Consider the following 16,817-nt stretch of genomic DNA (forward strand, 5'->3'; position numbering starts at 1 on the left):
TATTATCTCCTTGTGAACTCAATTTCTTGTTATCTGAGTTTCGGTTTTTTTGCAGGGCAACCTACCCCACACCCTCATTTAAGATTGTTTTACACTCCGATACCGTGACTGCACTCACAAACTGTAACATTGCGTTACTTGAATCCAAGCTGAGCTGTTCGAGTCGCTGATCTCTTTTCATTCGTCGTAGAAAATTTTGAAAGGTTTCTTCTGAGATAACGGGTTTCCAAATTGTGCATTCCCGTTTTCCAAGTGCAGAGGGATAAGCTTTATCCCGGAAACGCCAAGACGGTGTTCGTGCTCCACTGCAACCACTCTTCGCTCACTGCCGTCCTGATCAATAGTCCCTGGGTAGACGACAAGCGCTGCATCAATTTTATTGTGACGGGCGACGGAGCGTAGGCTTGCTTGAAATAGTTGCAGCTTTATTTTCGGTGGCGCAGCTTCAGCCTCTTCGCTCAACCTAACCTCCTTAATAACCCTGTCCTTCATTTGCATCCAAGCTCTTGGAGCAAAAAAACCTGTGCGCTCAACATCAACCTTGACTTCATCTACCGCCGTTTGGAGTAAGGCTCTCAGATCCTGTTCTGCGGTCAACATAGCTGCAGCTAATTCCTCTTTGGTCAGCGTTCCGTCGGACAAAACACCAGATTTTCTCACTTGTTGCTCTTCTGAAACTACAGTTGGGGAGAACACCGAAAGACAAATAATCAAGGTCAGAGAATTAAGACATATCAGGCTAGAATTTTTCATAGCTACTCCATTTGCAAAAGGATGGTCTTGCCTCTCCGGACAAGAATTTTGATTTTTAGGGTGTTGACGTTTTATCAACTCGGAAAGTCCGCCGATCAATCGTATAATCTGCTTCTCCAAAAGAAGCTATTCCATTAGATCAACGCACTCACAAAACCTACAACGCCCGTTTTGTGGGCTATTTATCATTTCTCGAACATTCCGGAGGTACCTTGAACCCGGCAACCGTGCGTGAAGTCAATCAGGAGGCCTACCATCGCCTGCTCAGCCATGCCTGCCGGGAAGCGGATTTCGCCTATATCGGGAGCGTCGGAGACGGCACTGCCCGCGGCGTCTTCAGCGGCTTTTCTGCCACAGCTCATGAAACCGAAGTGCTGGAATGGCTTGTGGGCAAAGATTTCTGCTCCGATCATCTGGCCCGAAGGATGGAAACCCTCGTTCACCAGTACCAAATTGAACAGGAGCCCAACCCGGAATGTCTGTCCGGAGGGTGGATTGGATTCCTAAGCTATGAACTGGGGTATGTACGGGAAGGTCGTCTCAAGGAGCTATGTCCACCTGTGGACGCTCCCCTTATATCTGCAGGGTTCTACCTTTGGACCGCAAGTCACAATCGGAAAACAGATCAATATTGGCTCTGGATTCATCCGGAATGCCCTGATCAAACACGTGATTTACTGGAAAAGTGGCTGTGCTCGGTCCACTCAGAGGCTACCGCCGGGTGGTCTATGGTTTCCCGCTTCAAGCCGAGGCAAACACCGGATGCCTTCAGGGCGAGCGTAGAAAGGGTTCGCCACTACATTGAAGCCGGTGATTGCTATCAGGCGAATCTCTCACAGGAATTTTCTGGCCATTTCAAAGGAGACCCCTGGCAAGCATTCCAGGCTCTTGCCGATGCAAACCCCACTCCCTACAGCGGCTTCATCCGCGCCGGCGAGGCATCCATCCTGTCGGTTTCTCCGGAGCGATTTCTAGAGATACACGACCGAACCGTGACCACCAGTCCGATCAAGGGCACCCGGCCAAGAGGGGCCACTCCGGAGACGGATTCCGCTTATGCCTCCGAACTGGAAGGGTCCGAAAAAGATCGGGCCGAAAACCTGATGATCGTCGACCTGCTCCGTAACGATCTGAGCTTGAACGCCAGTACAGGCAGCGTGACAGTCGACAAACTGTTTGCCTTGGAGTCGTACCGTAACGTTCATCACCTGGTCAGCCACATCCGCGCCGAGCTGGCCGAGGGTGTAACACCCTTGAAGGCTCTTTTTGATGCCTTCCCGGGCGGTTCGATTACGGGTGCTCCCAAGATCAGGGCAATGGAAATCATCCGGGAGCTGGAGCCCCATTGGCGCGGCCCCTACTGTGGTTCTATTTTCTATCGCGGACTGGACGGCACGCTGGACAGCAATATTGCGATTCGCACCATGCTGTGCGATGGCGAGGGAACCATTCGCTGCTGGGGCGGCGGCGGGATTGTTGCGGATTCGGATCCCGAGGCGGAGTATCAGGAGACGCTTGCCAAGGTCGGGCCTTTGATGCGCTTTCTGGAAGAATTGGTGATCGAGTAAATTAGGTTCAGGTGAACATAGGGCCAGAAGAAGACTCTCTTCTGACCCCGTGTTCAGAGTTCCGATCAGGCGCTATGGATCGCGCTGGCCTTGAGAAACTCCTGCCGGAGATCGTCGAAGTTATGAACCGCCGGGAACTGCGGAAACTCGTCGATCACGTTCTGCGGCGCATGGAACAAAATACCGGCTTCCGCCTGCCCCAGCATGGTGGTGTCGTTGTAGGAATCCCCTGCAGCAATCACACGGTAATTCAGCAACTGGAATGCCCTGACTGACTGGCGCTTGGGATCGCGCTGGCGGAGCAAGTAGTTGGTGATCTGGCCGTCATCTGCCACTTCCAGTTTGTGACACAGCAGCGCCGGGTAACCCAGCTTCTTCATCAGGGGCATGGCAAATTCGTAGAAGGTGTCAGAAAGAATCACCACCTGAAAACGTTCGCGTAGCCAATCCAGAAACTCCCGGGCGCCGGGCAGCGGATCCAGCTCACCGATCACTTCCTGAATCTGCGGCAGGCCATAACCGTGCTGGTCCAGCAGTTTCAGGCGCTGCTTCATAAGCACGTCGTAATCCGGAATATCGCGGGTGGTGGCCTTGAGCTCTTCAATACCGGTCTTTTCTGCGAACGCGATCCAGATTTCCGGGATCAATACTCCTTCAAGGTCAAGGCATGCCAGTTCCACAACGATCTCCTGCTTCAATTGGTTAAGGGCAACCACGGGTAAGTGCGTCTGCCGCTATTCGGAGCGTATGATAAGAAAAACCGGGCGGGATTGCATTGTAGAAGTGTAAAGCGAGCCTTTTATGCGCGGAATAACCATATAGATTGTCATTCCTTCAGGATATTAGGCGTTTAATGGTAGCCTTTTTATCAACTTAGATTTCCTTGCACACCAAAATAAGGCAATGCCGGGCCATGACCGATATCCAAACCCTGCGGGAAGAGCTCGAAGGCCAGAGCCCCCGTTCGATTCTCAAAACTGCTCTGAAGAAGTACGACAACATCGCCATTTCCTTCAGTGGTGCCGAAGATGTCGTGCTGATCGAAATGGCGCACAAGCTCACCGATCACCTGAAGGTGTTTACCCTGGATACAGCCCGTCTGCACCCGGAAACCTATGAGTTCATTGAGCGTGTTCGCAAGCATTACGGCATCGAGATCGAGGTTCTATTTCCAGACCCTCAGGAAGTTCAGGATCTGGTGAACAAGAAAGGTCTGTTCAGCTTCTACGAGGACGGACACAGCGAGTGCTGCGGCATTCGCAAGGTCAATCCCCTGCGCCGAAAGCTGGCTACGGTCGATGCCTGGATTACCGGGCAACGGAAGGATCAGAGCCCGGGCACCCGCAATGACGTGCCAGTCATTCAGGAGGACACCGCCTTCTCTACCGATGACAAAACGCTGGTTAAATTCAATCCGCTGGCGAACTGGACATCGAAAGAAGTGTGGGATTACATCCGGATGTCCGAGGCGCCCTATAACGAGTTACATGAGAAGGGCTTTGTAAGCATCGGCTGCCAACCCTGTACCCGCCCTGTCCTGCCGGGACAACACGAGCGAGAGGGTCGTTGGTGGTGGGAAGAAGCCACCCAGAAAGAATGCGGCCTGCACGCCGGCAACCTGATCGCCCGGGAATAACCCGGGCGCAGCCTCCCCGCTCACTCTCTAGTGAGTGGGGAGCTCGACATCCTTGAACAGTTCCTCGATTTCAGACCGGCTGCCCTGGTGGGACACAGCTTCGTCCACCTTATCCTTGGTGAGGTGGGGAGCAAAGCGATGAATGAAGTCATACATATACCCCCGCAGGAAAGTCCCCTTCCGGAAACCAATCCGAGTGACACTGGGGCGGAACAGCTTGCGCGCATCAAGCGCGACCAGGTCCGTGTCGGTTTTGGGGTCAAATGCCATGCTGGCGACAATTCCGACGCCAAGACCCAACCTTACGTATGTCTTGATAACGTCCGCATCTGCAGCCGTGAAGACAACCTTGGGCGTGAGCCCCTGGGACTGGAACGCCTCGTCAAGCTTGGATCGACCGGTGAAACCAAAGACGTAGGTTACCAGCGGGTATTCCGCCAACTCCGGTAGCGTCAGTTCCGACAATTTGGCCAGAGGGTGATCCTTGGGAACAATGACGCTCCGGTTCCATTTGTAACAAGGCATCATGATGAGATCGTTGAAAAGCTCCATGCCCTCGGTCGCAATCGCAAAGTCGACCGCGCCGCTGGCGGCCATCTCGGAGATCTGCATGGGCGTGCCCTGATGCATATGCAGGGAAACGTCAGGGTACTCCTCAATGAAACCGCTGATGATCGGTGGCAACGCATAACGCGCCTGAGTGTGGGTTGTGGCAATACTCAGATCGCCCTTGCGCTGGTTGCTGAATTCCTGGGCAATTTTCTTGATGCCCTCAACCCGCCGCAGGATCTCTCCCGCCTCACGAATAATGATTTCGCCGCCCGGCGTGATTCGGGTCAGATGCTTGCCGCTGCGGGCAAACACTTCCAACCCCAATTCGTCCTCCAGCAGGCGAATCTGTTTAGAGATACCGGGCTGCGACGTAAAGAGGCTCTGGGCGGTTGCGGACACATTCAGATCGTGATGCGCAACTTCCCAGATATAGCGCAACTGTTGTAGTTTCATTGAATCTGCTGCTCCCTGGAGATCGAAGGACCTGGTAGAAGAATACGCATAAAAATACAGGCTTTCATTCTTTTTTAATATAGGTGACTACTTTCACACAGTTTAGACCAAAAATGCATTTACGCAGCCATTGATAAAACCTTGCCGAGGTGAACGTGGTTTCTTAGCCCTTGACTTGGTCATTACAAAAGACACAATCCCTAATGCCCAACCGGGGCAATTCCATACTCCATATACCCAGGGAATCCATGCTGCTCACCACCAAGTTTCTCAGGCCTACCTCCGATGCTCGCGCAGTCAAGCGCGACCGCCTGAGCGACCTGCTCGAGCCCCATGGCCCCAAACGACTGAACCTGGTGATTGCTCCAGCCGGGTTTGGAAAGACCACACTGGTCGCCCAGTGGTGCGCACGAGTTACCTCACCCACCGCCTGGTTATCGCTGGACGAGCACGATGATGAGCCCAGGCGTTTCTGGCAATACGTTATCGGCGCCTTCCAACAGGCCGGGCTGAACGGCGCCGCCGAGTTGCGTAAACAGCTGGCGCACCAGTCTGACGAGTCCTTTACCGAGGCCATCACCGGTTTGATCAATATCCTGGCTCAGGACGGCAGTGCGTGGGGCCTCGTACTGGACGATTTCCACTTTGTTGGAAACCCGGCTATCCACCGGCAGTTTGCCTACTTCATCGACTATCTGCCGCCGGGAATCCTGGTCACCCTGGCGTCCCGAACAGAGCCGCCCCTGCCGCTCGCACGTTGGCGCGTCCGCCGCTGGATTGAGGATATCCACCCTGGCCTGTTGGCCTTCTCAGAGGGCGAGTGTCGGCAGTTCTTCCGCGAAACCATGGGGCTTCAGATCTCAGACGAAGATGTCCACACCGTTTACCATAAAACCGAAGGCTGGGTGGCCGCCATGCAGCTTTCGGCCCTGTCTTCGACATTCTCCGGGAAGGAAGCTGCGAAGTCAGGGAGCCAGATAAATCTGGATGAGCGCTACATCAGCGATTATGTTTTGAGCGAAGTGCTGGAACAACAACCCCGGGATATTGCGGACTTCCTGCTTGAAACCGCCTGCTGCCCCCGGCTCTGCGCTTCCCTGTGTGATTCAATCCGCGAGTCCAGCGACAGCCAGGAAATGCTTGAGAGACTTCTGGGTCAGAACCTGTTCCTGATTCCACTGGATACTCGTAACGAATGGTTCCGCTATCACGATCTGTTCCGGGATGCGCTGCTGCTCAGGATCAGTCATACAGAACCGGAAAAGGCAACGCGCCTCTGGCAACGCACTGTGGAGTGGCTATTGGCCCACGGTCATGTCCAGGAGGCCATTGCCCAGATCGTCCGTCAGACGGACTGGCCCTGGCTCGCCCGGGTACTGGCCGAACACGGGAACAATCTGATTCATGGTGGCTACCATCTGCCCGTTCTGGGCTGGCTCGATGCCCTGCCACAGTCGCTCGTCAACGATAACCCACAACTCCAGATGCTCCGTATCTGGGGATTATTCTTTGCCAACCGCGTGGATACTCTGGAACCGCTGCTATCGGCCCTTGAGGATCTGCTCGACCGTCAGGTAGCTGATTCACACCCGGATGCCGAAGGGGCTCTCGGACTACAGAGTGAGATCTCGCTGATGCGCTCGTATCTGGCCCGTACCCGGAGTGACGACAAGAGCGCCGCCGACCTCACCCGCCAGGTGCTCCGGGAGATAGATCACACCCGCATACCGTTGAAATCCGTGACCTATTACGGACTGGGCCTGGATTACTATGGCAAGGGTGAGCTTACTGAAGCCGAGGACGCACTCCAGTCAGCCGTTCGATACGGGCAGGTCGAACATAAACCCAGCACGGTGCTCTCGAGTGGCGGACTGTTGGCCTGGATTCAGTACAACCGGGGCGATATCGATCTGGCGCTGGAAACCTGCACTGACATCCGGCAATGGGTGGATAAGCATTACGCAGACCCGAGCCAACCAAGGCTCATTTCCTGTTGGCAAAACAGCACCCTGTGTGAAATCCACAGGGAGCGCAACCATTCAGAGCTCGCAGCGATGCATCTGAAGCCGCTTCTGGAGCATGTGGAGCGGGGTACGGAACCGGGGCAGCATGTGATCATCCAGTACGTTCGTGGCCATCTTGCCTTCAGCGAAGGTAAGCTTCAGGAGGCAATTGAGGCACTGGAGGATGCCTCCCAGACAGGCCGGAAACGCCGTGAACAGATCGTATTCGAACCACCGGCAAGCACGGCCCTTCTTGCGCGGTGCTATCTCGCCACCGGCCACCCGGAAAAAGCCAGGGCCTGCCTGGATGCCAGAGCAGACGGCGAATTTACCAACCCGCTTCACCTTGAACAAAGCCGAATCAGCGAAGCACGTGTACTGGTGGCACTGAATCAGCCAGAACGTGCCCAGGAAATACTAAGCGCCCTGCTGAAACCGGCTGAACGCAATGCCCACAACCGTCACCTGGTGGAGATACTGTTGGTTTATGGCGAGGCCCTGGCGCAGCAAAAGCGGAACGACGAATCGCAACAGATGCTGACCCGGGCATTAAATCTGGCCGCTGAGGCCGGGTTCATGCGACTGTTTGCCGAGGAAAGCCCGGATCTTCGCGCCTTGCTGCTGAAGCTGCCCGCGCTGAACGGCCCTGGCAGCTGGAACACCAATCTCAGGAAGATGCTTGTTGATCAGAGCCAATCGAGACAGGTGAATTCTGACACTCGAGAAACCCCAACCAGCCGTTCGGCTCATAAGCCGGCACAGCAACCAACAGCGCTACCCGAACCACTCAGCCAGCGCGAGCTGGAGGTGCTGGCCTTGATTCATGAGGGGCATGCCAACAAGGAAATCGCCTCGAAAATGAAGGTCGCGCCGGCGACCGTAAAAGCCCACATTCGGAACCTCTACGGCAAACTGGGCGTCGGCCGCAGGACCGAGGCCCTGGCCCGCGCCCGGGACCTCGGGCTGTTTGAAGCCTGATTGCGAGGCAGTCAGAAATGTGACAGGCGTCACATTCTGCACCAACAATCTAAGCCCGCTACGCCCTTTGGACGATCCGACTACGCCCTCTAATCCCCTATGATTATTCCAACGGTGAGGGAAACCTCACCAGGAATTCTGAAACTTCAGGCCTTCAGATTTCTTGTTCCGCGTTGTTTCGACGCCCGGGTTCGAAAGAACCCCTTTTGACGAGAGCCACCCCATCCGGGCTGGCTCTTTTTTTATGGCCAGGTAACCCGAGGCCAAGCCCTAGCGCTCGATCATTCGACGGAACGGAGGCAAAGCGTCCAGTAAAAGCTGCCCATAACGCCTGGTAATTATACGTCGATCCAGAATGGTCACCCTGCCGGTATCCTGCTCGGTTCGAAGCAACCGCCCCACCGCCTGGACCAATTTGATCGAAGCATCCGGTACCGTGATTTCCATAAAGGGATTACCGCCTCGTTGCGTCACCCACTCCGCCAGGCTCGCCTCAATGGGGTCGTCCGGCACAGAGAACGGAAGACGGGTAATCACAACGTGGTGCAAATACTTTCCGGGCAAATCTATGCCCTCTGCAAAACTGGCCACACCGAAAAGAACACTCGGTCGACCCTCGTCCACCCGGCTGCAATGCTGGCGAAGCACTTCGCCCTTGGCCATATCGTCCTGGGTGATGATGAGATCCGGATACTCCGGGGCCAGTGCGTCGCGCACCTGCTGCATCTGGCGGCGCGAGGTGAATAAGACCAGGGTCGCTTTCTCTCCCGCCCAGAGGTCAGGCAATCGTCTTATAAGCTCATCAGCAAAGCCGTCATCCGTTGGCATGGCAGACATCGCCGGAATCTCAACCGTCGCCATCTCACCGTACCGGAAAGAGCTGGGTACAACGAGAAAACGGCTTCCCTGGGGCAACCCCGCCCGGGCATTCAAACGATCAAACCGTCCAAGTGCAGTCAGCGTGGCACTGGTGAGAACGGCTCCGTAGGCACGGGACCAGAGCCTCGAGTACAACAGGTTATCCGCCAATACGGGAGAACTGTAGAGGGTAATGTCCTCCGTATGATCCCAACGCTGGCGTACTGCCCACCTGGCCGGTGGCGGGCTTTTCTGTGTTTGTGGCCCAGCCGCGGGCTCATCAGCCGCTTCGCTGTCAGTTTCTGGTTCACTGGCAGGTTTGGCGCTGCCCTGCTCGCACCAGGCCGTCCACAACCTTAGCTGGTCTTCTGCCCGGGCGTGAAACGAGCCGATCACCGGATACCAGGCTTCCGCGGTTTCCCGGTCGATCTCATGTTCCTTGCGTTCGTCGAAGGCGCCCTGAAGCTCATCCGCCAGGACACCCAATTGCCGGACCATGTTGGCGGTTGCAATACGGCTCTCGGCCGCCAGCTCCGCCATAGCCTCCGGTAACTCACCTTCCGGATAACGCCATTGGGCCGTCCGGCGCTCCTCGTTGAACTCCCACCCGGTATTCTGCTCAGCTTCCTCGTAGACCCGGTTCAGCACGAGATCCACCTCCCGCGAAGCGGAACTGATTCGATCCAGCGACTTCGCGGCCTGGGTACCAGCCGCGAGGTATGGCTGCATTTTCACCAGCGCCTGGGAAAGCTGTTTCAGCCATTGCCGGGTGGCGTTCAGGGGAAGCGATGCGGCGAAGTGATTGAGCGCCTTGTCCGGAAGGTGGTGAGCCTCATCGAAAATATAGAGAGCATTCTCCGGCTCGGGCAGAATTGCCCCGCCGCCGAGCGCCAGGTCCGCGAGCACCAGATCGTGGTTGGCTACCACGATATCGGCATCGTCCAGGTCTTTACGGGCATCGAAAAACGCACAACTGTCGAAGTAGGCGCAGTGACGGTTGGTGCATTGACGGTGATCTGTGGTCACCTGTCGCCAGACATCGTCCGGGATCTGCTCCGGCCAATGGTCCCGGTCGCCGTCCCATTCCCGGGACCCATAGCTCGCCAGCATCTCTTCAAAAAACGCTCGGGTACCGGGCTCTTCGTTTTTGGGGCCGTCCAGCAGGAACAAGGGCATGGTATCGCTGTCGGTATTACCCTCATCGTGCAGACGGGCTTCCAAACGGGACATGCACAGGTAGCGGCCCCGACCCTTTGCCAGCGTCCAGTTGAAATCCATTTTGCTGTGCTTTTTCAGGTCGGGAAGGTCCTTGAGTACGATCTGGTCCTGAAGAGCCACGGTCGCGGTGGATATCACGAGGGTTTTGCCCAGGGCTTTTGCCACCGGAATGGCAGCGATCAGGTAGGCAAGGGTCTTGCCGGTACCAGTGCCTGCCTCCACAACACAGGCCGCGGCCGGCGAGGTTCTCTGGCCATCGTTCTCGGTGATATCGCCCATGTACCTGGCGATTTCAGCAATCATCAGACGCTGACCATAGCGCGCCCGGATGTCCTTGCCGGCGAGCACATCGCGATAACCTTGCTGGATGGATTGTTTGATGTCGTCGGTCAGTGGCATCAGCGGGGGCTCACCCAGTCCCGCACAACGCCAACCCGGAAACGGCGCCCGTCACGACTCAGCACCACGCCGTCTTCGGTGATATCGTCCACTCGCAGGCCCTCGAAGGTATCGCCCACCCGAAGGTATGTATTGTTGATCATCACCCGGCGAGATGCGGGTGAGGACGAATAGATATGGCTGTTAAAGGTCAAATCCGGGACACTCTTCTGGAATGAAAGCGGCAACTCTACCAGATGAGGCACTCGGTCTGCCTGCCGCTGCTCTACTACCGGCACCCTGGTTTCGGATATTGCGGATGAGGGCACGATTACCGTCGCCCGCTCCCTGCGCTCAGGTTCAGGGGTTTCAGTGGCAATTGGCGGAGGCGTTGAATCAGCGACGTCGGATTCCGGAACTGCCCCCGTCTCGGCGACAGGGCTTTCCGACATCGGATCCGATTCCGCATCGGGCGTCACCGAAACCGGTTCCGGTGCGTTCTTCACAATATCCTGTCCGGGTGACACCTCTGCCTGATCCGCAGAACCCCAGGGCAGCGGCGTGCCCGGCCAGAACAGGAAGGCGAGAACACCCGCGTTAAGCATCAGTGCCAGCGCTACCCAGACAGCCGGCGACACCCGCTTTTTCTTCGGACGATGTATCAGCTGAACCTGCTGACCGAGGTCAGGAACGCGCCCCTGCTGCCGCTCGGTTTCAGATTTTCGCAATGCGTCAAGAATGTAAGACATGGTTACTCTCGACCTTCAGACTGCTTGGGCTTGAGGCGAGGAACGGAAGCCTCCAAATCATTGTTGATCTGGATGATCGTCATGGCGCCAGCAATTCCATCCACAGTGAGCCCTGTCATTGCCTGATACCAGCGAACCTGCTCTTCCGCATCCATTCGTTTAACGCGATCGCTCTCAGCACGGGAATCACTGTGCATATCCGCCAGGTCCATCATTCGCGCACCGATCCAGAGTTGCTCACCACCGCCATTACTGTAGAACCCGTCTCCCGTCAGGTATTCGGGCAAGCGCCAGAGTACACGATATTCACCGAACCAGTGGCGCTCGATACTGGCAAAGGAAACAGTCTGGTTGCCAGACGGTAGGGCCACCTCTGCCGCATCTCCATCGAGTCTGCGGAGCACGACAAAACCGGTGTTGCCGGCCTCATCCTGAAGCTGAAGCATGGCCGGGCGGTCGAGAAATTCCAGGCTTCGGCGGCTGCCCTGTCGATCAAGACACCCCAGCCCGCTTTCTCGGGCCCATTCGCAGGCCACGGGCGCCTCCGATGGCTGGTAGTCCCTTCCCCAGATCCCGAAAAGCACCTGGAACGCCGAAACGGAATCCAGAAGCTGATCCGGTACGGCCAGCTCAGGTGGCCCACTCGGCTCTTCTGTCGCCGGTAATGGCGTTTCCTCAACTTGTCCGGATTGCTCCTCCACCCGCTCAACTGCCCCTTTCAGCGGCTCTGCCGACGACAGACCTGATGAGACTGCACTGTCGGGAGACCACCGCTCGAACAACCAGGCGGTTCCGATAATGGCCACCAGTATTGACGCGGCAACGATCAGGTACTGTGTTCTGTCAGCGGATCGGCGTGATCGTGAAGGCACGGGACCAATGGAAGCGCCACGCACTTCCTTTGCTGCGTGGCGGATATGATCAGCCGTGATTTCATGTTCACCTTCCGCGTAAGCGCCCAGTAGAGCCCGGTCGCTGATCAGATTGATCAGGCGAGGAATGCCCTGACTCTCCCGAAAGAGACGAGTCATCGCACGCTGAGAAAATATGTCGCCGCGCATGCCGGCCACGCTGAGTCGGTAGCGAAGATACGCTGGCAACTCGTCCCGCCCGATGGCGTCGAGGTGGTAGCGTGCGGTTACCCGCTGGTTCAACTGTCGCAACTCCGGGAGCGCCAACATTTCCTGAAGCTCGGGCTGGCCAAGCAGGACAATCTGAAGCAGTTTCTTCTCGGCCGTCTCCAGGTTGGTCAGAAGCCGTAGCTGTTCCAGTACCTCGGCCGACAGGTTCTGGGCTTCGTCAATCATCAGCACTTTGTGGCGCCCAGCCGCATGGGCCTTGAGCAGGTCCTGGTTTATCAGGTCCACGAGTTCCTTGATGGTGGCACTGATCTCATGGGGGATTTCCAGCTCGTCACAGATGGAGGACAACAACTCCCGCGCAGAGAGTCTCGGATTCAGGATCAGCGCGATATCAACGTTGTCCGGCACATTTTCGATAAAACATCGGGAAACGGTGGTTTTTCCGGTCCCCACTTCACCGGTGATCACGATAAAACCACCCTGCCCCTGGACCCCATACATCAGGTGCGCCAGCGCCTCCTTGTGGCGATCGCTCAGGTACAGGTAACGAGGGTCCGGGGCAATGGAAAACGGCGGTTCGCGAAAGCCGAAAAAATCGTAATACATATCAGGACGTACCGGAATCCGCGTTACTGATCAGTCTGAGTTCGGCGGTGCGCCGGTTCTGTTGTTTAAGCCTTCGCACACACCGTTCCAGGGTTTTGGAGATGCGGGCATGGGAGCGGATCATGGAGATCTTGGGCCAGGTGGCGCGTTCGCCCGCCAGAATCATCTGACGCACGTAGGCCGGATCCGGGTTCGCCAGCATCCTGCTGTAGTCCTTGAACGAGTACGAGGGTGCGATCGTGACGTCTCCGGAATAGCGCTGGGCCATAATGGTGTACAACTGGCCCGACATCTGCCTCAGAAGTTCCGGCCGTAGGCGTTTACGGAGGTAATCGAACACCCCCTGGCCGTGGAACTGAATTTCGGACTTCATCAAATGCATCGGCAGATTGCCAAACGACAGCTTTTCATCCCGACCGCGCTGGCTCAGGAAGGGCACCACATGGGGATTCGTCTGACTAACGATGGTGTAGTTCACATCGTACAGGTGCATCAAGCGCTCAATGGGCAGATCGCTCACCACCGAGCCATCCACAAACTTCAGGCGTGGCATATAGGGTAGCGTGTTGCCCTGAATGTCCTTTTTCATCAGGGTAACCGGCGGAAAAATACCCGGAACCGCGGCGCTGGCCAGTACCGCACTCCAGACCATCAGGTAAGGCGAGGTGTATCCGCAAAGCAGGCGAGCCTTCTGGTGAGCCTGTACCGGAGAAACACTCACGTTGATCGAACGGCCGGTACGCTGGTATGCCTCCTCAAAGGTGTATTCACCAATATTGCCCCGCAGACAGTTGCGAAGCTCGTCCTGATCCATCAGCCCGTCTCCGCGAACGGCACTGAGCAGGCCCCGCCACTTCCACGCTTTCAGGTTATGGTTTTCCGGCACCAGCATTTCGGGGATTTCCGCGTCAGTATGAACACCGAGAATGCCCGCGATAATGGCACCGATACTTGAGCCGGCGATAACCTGCGGCAGAAGCCCTTTTTCCCAGAGGGCCTTGATGACTCCGAAGTGAAAAACACCAAGGGTAGCGCCACCACTGAGCAAGAGCGCCGGCCGACCATAGCTTGTCAGGGTATCGCGAAAGAACTGCAGCTTGTCGGCAACGGGAAAACCGGGGACGGATTGATCACAGAGGTAATCCAGGGCTTCACACACCTGGGTAATGTATTCTTCGATCAGGTGTTTGGTACCAACGCGGGATCGCGTGTAAAGTGCCGGGTTGCCCATGTTCCCGAGATCGTGGTGCAGTCCCTCCCTCAGGGCCCGCTTCAGGCGTTCGACATCATCCTGTTGGCGATACTGTTTCAGGTTGCTAAGGCGGTCATAAATCAATTCGTAGTGATAGAGATCGGAAGCGAAATCCTCTTTCCACTCGGCGTTACCTTCCAGAAAGTCCAGCTCCAACGCTGCTGCCTTCCAGACTTCATAATTCGGCGCCTCGGCCAGCATCTTCCGGAATTTGGCTATTCTTGGATCCTTCAGCACCGCTGACCTCCTATCAATCCGGATGACGCTCAGAAATCCTCGAGCATCAGGTCCTCATCATCACCGCTGGCAAACGGATCGTTGACCACCTTCCCGTCATTGATCAGGAATTCCCGACGCTGCAGGAAGGCATTTCGAACAAACACGTAACTGTCGCCAGAGATGAAGCTCTCCGCAGGAATCAAATCCGCGCGTTTATCAACAATCTGGAGGGCGCGGGCGTAATAAACTTCCGGACTGTCCACAGTATCCCAAGCGGATGGCAACGCAAAGCCGTCAGTTGCAAACCCGGTCAGGTGCCTTGGCGTGGAAGGCCCGAGAAACGGCAGCATAAGGTATGGCCCCGAACCTACACCCCAGTAGCCCAATGTCTGGCCAAAGTCCTCGGGCCGTTCAGGCAGGTCAAAGGCGGTTGCCACATCAATCAGGCCACCCAGACCGAAGGTAGTGTTGTAGGTAAATCGACCCACAGCAACGACGGCCGACTCCCCTTTAAGCTGCAACACGCTGTTGGTGAAGTTCCTGAGTTCAGTCAGGTTATTAAAGAAATTGGTAATGCCGCGGTCAACAATCTGCGGGGTAAACGTCCGATAGGCCTGAGCCATCGGTTTCAGGAACCATCGGTCGATCGTTTCGTTGAACGTATACACCTTGCGGTTCCAGTTTTCCCACGGGTCTTTGGGATCAACCGGTACCGAACCTTCGGGAGGCGGCTCCTGCATATTCTGGGCTATCGCCTGACCCGATGGCACAAAAGTAGCCAGGGACAACAACAGGCAAAACGTAACAAGCCGGCGCCGGATAAAAAAGTGTTTCATCATCTGCTCTTGGGTTGTTTAATTCGTTTCAATTCGTCGAAAATACCGGCGCTACTTTTTTATTATTAAACCGTTGTTCCGGAGAAACCGATGTCAGTACCGGGAAATCTTGTAAACACGATTACCATGCCCCTTCGCTGGGGAGACATGGATGCATACGGCCATGCCAACAATACAGTCTACTTCCGATTCTTTGAGGAAGCCCGTATTGTCTGGCTGGCCTCACTGGAGCTGGGCGGTCCCGAGGAGCCGACCGGTCCGGTTATTATAAAGACCAGTGCCACCTTTCTAAAGGAATTGAACCACCCGGCAACGGTTGAGGTGAAAACATACGCCGACAAGGCAGGTAACACCAGCCTCGACACCTACCATCTACTGACCGATGTCGATACCGGCGCTGTTTACGCGGAAGGTTATGCGAAGATCGTCTGGTTCGACCGTAAAACACGCTCCTCGGCTCCGCTGCCAGAAACCCTCCGGGCCCTGGCAACGTCTTGAACCAGAGAACGTCTACCGGCGGCGCACCACCACGCTGCCGATGGAATAACCGGCACCGAACGAACAGATAACCCCGAGATCACCACTGACAAGATCGTCCTTGTGTTTGTGGAAGGCGATGATCGAACCGGCGGAGCTGGTGTTGGCGTATTCATCGAGGATGACCGGTGCCTCTTCCTCGGTCGCATCCCGACCTAGCACCTTCCGGGCAATCAGCTGGTTCATATTCAGGTTGGCCTGGTGCAGCCACATGCGGCGGAGATCATCCGGGGCCAGAGACAGGCTTTGCAGCTGCTTCTGGATGGTCGCGGCAACCAGAGGCGATACTTCCTTGAACACTTTCCGGCCCTGCTGCACGAAGAGCTTGTCCGGTTTGCCAACGCCTGAATCGTCTGCACGGTTCAGGAACCCGAAATTGTTCCGGATGTTATTCGAAAATTTGGTCTTCAGGCTCGTGCCCAGAATTTCGAACCCCTGCCCCGCACGGGTATCTTCTTCACGCTCAACGAGGATGGCCGTGCAGGCGTCACCAAAAATGAAGTGGCTGTCACGGTCACGGAAATTCAGGTGGCCGGAACAGATCTCCGGGCTGACCACCAGAACGGAACGGGCACTGCCATTCTCGACAGAGTTGACCGCCGCCTGGAGGCCGAACGTAGCTGAGCTGCAAGCAACGTTCATATCATAGGCAAACCCCTCGATACCAAGCGCTTCCTGAACCTCGATGGACACGGCCGGATAGGCTCGCTGCAGGTTGGAGCAGGCGACGATTACGGCATCGACATCCTGTGCCGATTTGCCCGCCTGCTCCAGGGCCTCACGGCAGGCGGTCACTGCTATGTCGCATTGCACCGAAGGTTCCTCGTTGCCGCGCTCGGGGATATAGGGTTTCATGCGTTTGGGATCGAGAATGCCATCCTTGTCGATCACATGGCGTCGTTTGATGCCGGACGCTTTCTCGATAAAAGAAGAGGACGATGGCTGCAGTGGCGTCACATCGCCGCTGGCGATGGCATCTGCATTCTCGGCGTTGAACAGTTCAACATACTGGTTAAAGGCTTCGACCAGTTCGTCATTATCAATGGTTGCTGGCGGTGTGTAGAGACCGGTCCCGCTAATAACGGCTTTAATCACGCTAACCCCACGTCATGATTGTGAAAACGGGACACCAAGCGTCC

General features: G+C 56.2%; 13 protein-coding genes. 4 read left to right on the top strand and 9 right to left on the bottom strand.

What is annotated here, in order from left to right:
- Positions 1-177: 177 nt before the first annotated feature.
- Positions 178-873 carry a hypothetical protein gene (locus tag WA411_RS06760; protein ID WP_291910212.1) on the bottom strand — a complete coding sequence of 232 codons (696 nt, stop codon included), beginning with the start codon at positions 871-873 and terminating at the stop codon, positions 178-180.
- Positions 874-965: 92 nt separating this feature from the next.
- On the opposite strand from WA411_RS06760, the gene pabB reads away from it, so the two are divergent.
- The gene (gene pabB, locus WA411_RS06770) at positions 966-2,321 is read left to right on the top strand and encodes an aminodeoxychorismate synthase component I (RefSeq protein ID WP_418766813.1); all 1,356 of its coding nucleotides are present in this window, start codon (positions 966-968) and stop codon (positions 2,319-2,321) included.
- Positions 2,322-2,386: 65 nt separating this feature from the next.
- On the opposite strand, the gene thrH is transcribed toward pabB, so the two are convergent.
- Positions 2,387-3,001 (bottom strand): bifunctional phosphoserine phosphatase/homoserine phosphotransferase ThrH, encoded by a 615-nt coding sequence (gene thrH, locus WA411_RS06775; protein ID WP_069183523.1) that lies wholly within the window; start codon positions 2,999-3,001, stop codon positions 2,387-2,389.
- Between the two features lie 215 nt (positions 3,002-3,216).
- On the opposite strand from thrH, the gene WA411_RS06780 reads away from it, so the two are divergent.
- Positions 3,217-3,957: a phosphoadenylyl-sulfate reductase gene (locus WA411_RS06780; protein ID WP_291910301.1), complete on the top strand. Its 741-nt coding sequence runs from the start codon at positions 3,217-3,219 to the stop codon at positions 3,955-3,957.
- 27 nt (positions 3,958-3,984) lie between these two features.
- On the opposite strand, the gene cysB is transcribed toward WA411_RS06780, so the two are convergent.
- Complete coding sequence (cysB, locus tag WA411_RS06785) at positions 3,985-4,962, bottom strand: HTH-type transcriptional regulator CysB (RefSeq protein ID WP_069183521.1); 978 nt, start codon at positions 4,960-4,962, stop codon at positions 3,985-3,987.
- Between the two features lie 248 nt (positions 4,963-5,210).
- On the opposite strand from cysB, the gene WA411_RS06790 reads away from it, so the two are divergent.
- The gene (locus WA411_RS06790; RefSeq protein ID WP_291910216.1) at positions 5,211-7,943 is read left to right on the top strand and encodes a LuxR C-terminal-related transcriptional regulator; all 2,733 of its coding nucleotides are present in this window, start codon (positions 5,211-5,213) and stop codon (positions 7,941-7,943) included.
- A 270-nt stretch (positions 7,944-8,213) separates the two neighbouring features.
- On the opposite strand, the gene dinG is transcribed toward WA411_RS06790, so the two are convergent.
- From dinG to WA411_RS06815, 5 genes are read right to left on the bottom strand one after another with little or no spacing between them, the layout of a single operon-like run.
- Entirely contained in the window at positions 8,214-10,418 is a 2,205-nt protein-coding gene (gene dinG / locus WA411_RS06795) for an ATP-dependent DNA helicase DinG (protein WP_291910218.1), read from the bottom strand.
- Positions 10,418-11,146 (bottom strand): general secretion pathway protein GspB, encoded by a 729-nt coding sequence (locus WA411_RS06800; protein ID WP_291910220.1) that lies wholly within the window; start codon positions 11,144-11,146, stop codon positions 10,418-10,420. The genes dinG and WA411_RS06800 overlap by 1 nt, the downstream gene beginning before the upstream one ends.
- Before the next feature lie 2 nt (positions 11,147-11,148).
- Entirely contained in the window at positions 11,149-12,834 is a 1,686-nt protein-coding gene (locus WA411_RS06805; protein WP_291910222.1) for an ExeA family protein, read from the bottom strand.
- Position 12,835: 1 nt separating this feature from the next.
- Positions 12,836-14,323: a DUF3336 domain-containing protein gene (locus WA411_RS06810; protein ID WP_291910224.1), complete on the bottom strand. Its 1,488-nt coding sequence runs from the start codon at positions 14,321-14,323 to the stop codon at positions 12,836-12,838.
- Positions 14,324-14,352: 29 nt separating this feature from the next.
- Complete coding sequence (locus tag WA411_RS06815) at positions 14,353-15,141, bottom strand: MlaA family lipoprotein (protein WP_291910303.1); 789 nt, start codon at positions 15,139-15,141, stop codon at positions 14,353-14,355.
- 90 nt (positions 15,142-15,231) lie between these two features.
- Between WA411_RS06815 and WA411_RS06820 the strand changes: the two genes are divergently transcribed.
- Entirely contained in the window at positions 15,232-15,639 is a 408-nt protein-coding gene (locus WA411_RS06820) for an acyl-CoA thioesterase (protein WP_136629432.1), read from the top strand.
- A gap of 12 nt (positions 15,640-15,651) precedes the next feature.
- On the opposite strand, the gene WA411_RS06825 is transcribed toward WA411_RS06820, so the two are convergent.
- Positions 15,652-16,773: a beta-ketoacyl-ACP synthase III gene (locus tag WA411_RS06825; protein ID WP_291910227.1), complete on the bottom strand. Its 1,122-nt coding sequence runs from the start codon at positions 16,771-16,773 to the stop codon at positions 15,652-15,654.
- Positions 16,774-16,817 lie beyond the last annotated feature (44 nt).

This window comes from Marinobacter sp. CH_CUG1437-1 (assembly GCF_037029655.1).
Classification (GTDB): Bacteria; Pseudomonadota; Gammaproteobacteria; order Pseudomonadales; family Oleiphilaceae; genus Marinobacter; species Marinobacter salsuginis.

Bases quoted from the DNA above. Each gene is read 5' to 3' on its own strand.
- cysB (WP_069183521.1), bottom strand. From the start codon at position 4,962: ATGAAACTACAACAGTTGCGCTATATCTGGGAAGTTGCGCATCACGAT.
- WA411_RS06815 (WP_291910303.1), bottom strand. From the start codon at position 15,141: ATGAAACACTTTTTTATCCGGCGCCGGCTTGTTACGTTTTGCCTGTTG.
- WA411_RS06805 (WP_291910222.1), bottom strand. From the start codon at position 12,834: ATGTATTACGATTTTTTCGGCTTTCGCGAACCGCCGTTTTCCATTGCC.
- WA411_RS06820 (WP_136629432.1), top strand. From the start codon at position 15,232: ATGTCAGTACCGGGAAATCTTGTAAACACGATTACCATGCCCCTTCGC.
- WA411_RS06790 (WP_291910216.1), top strand. From the start codon at position 5,211: ATGCTGCTCACCACCAAGTTTCTCAGGCCTACCTCCGATGCTCGCGCA.
- dinG (WP_291910218.1), bottom strand. From the start codon at position 10,418: ATGCCACTGACCGACGACATCAAACAATCCATCCAGCAAGGTTATCGC.
- WA411_RS06800 (WP_291910220.1), bottom strand. From the start codon at position 11,146: ATGTCTTACATTCTTGACGCATTGCGAAAATCTGAAACCGAGCGGCAG.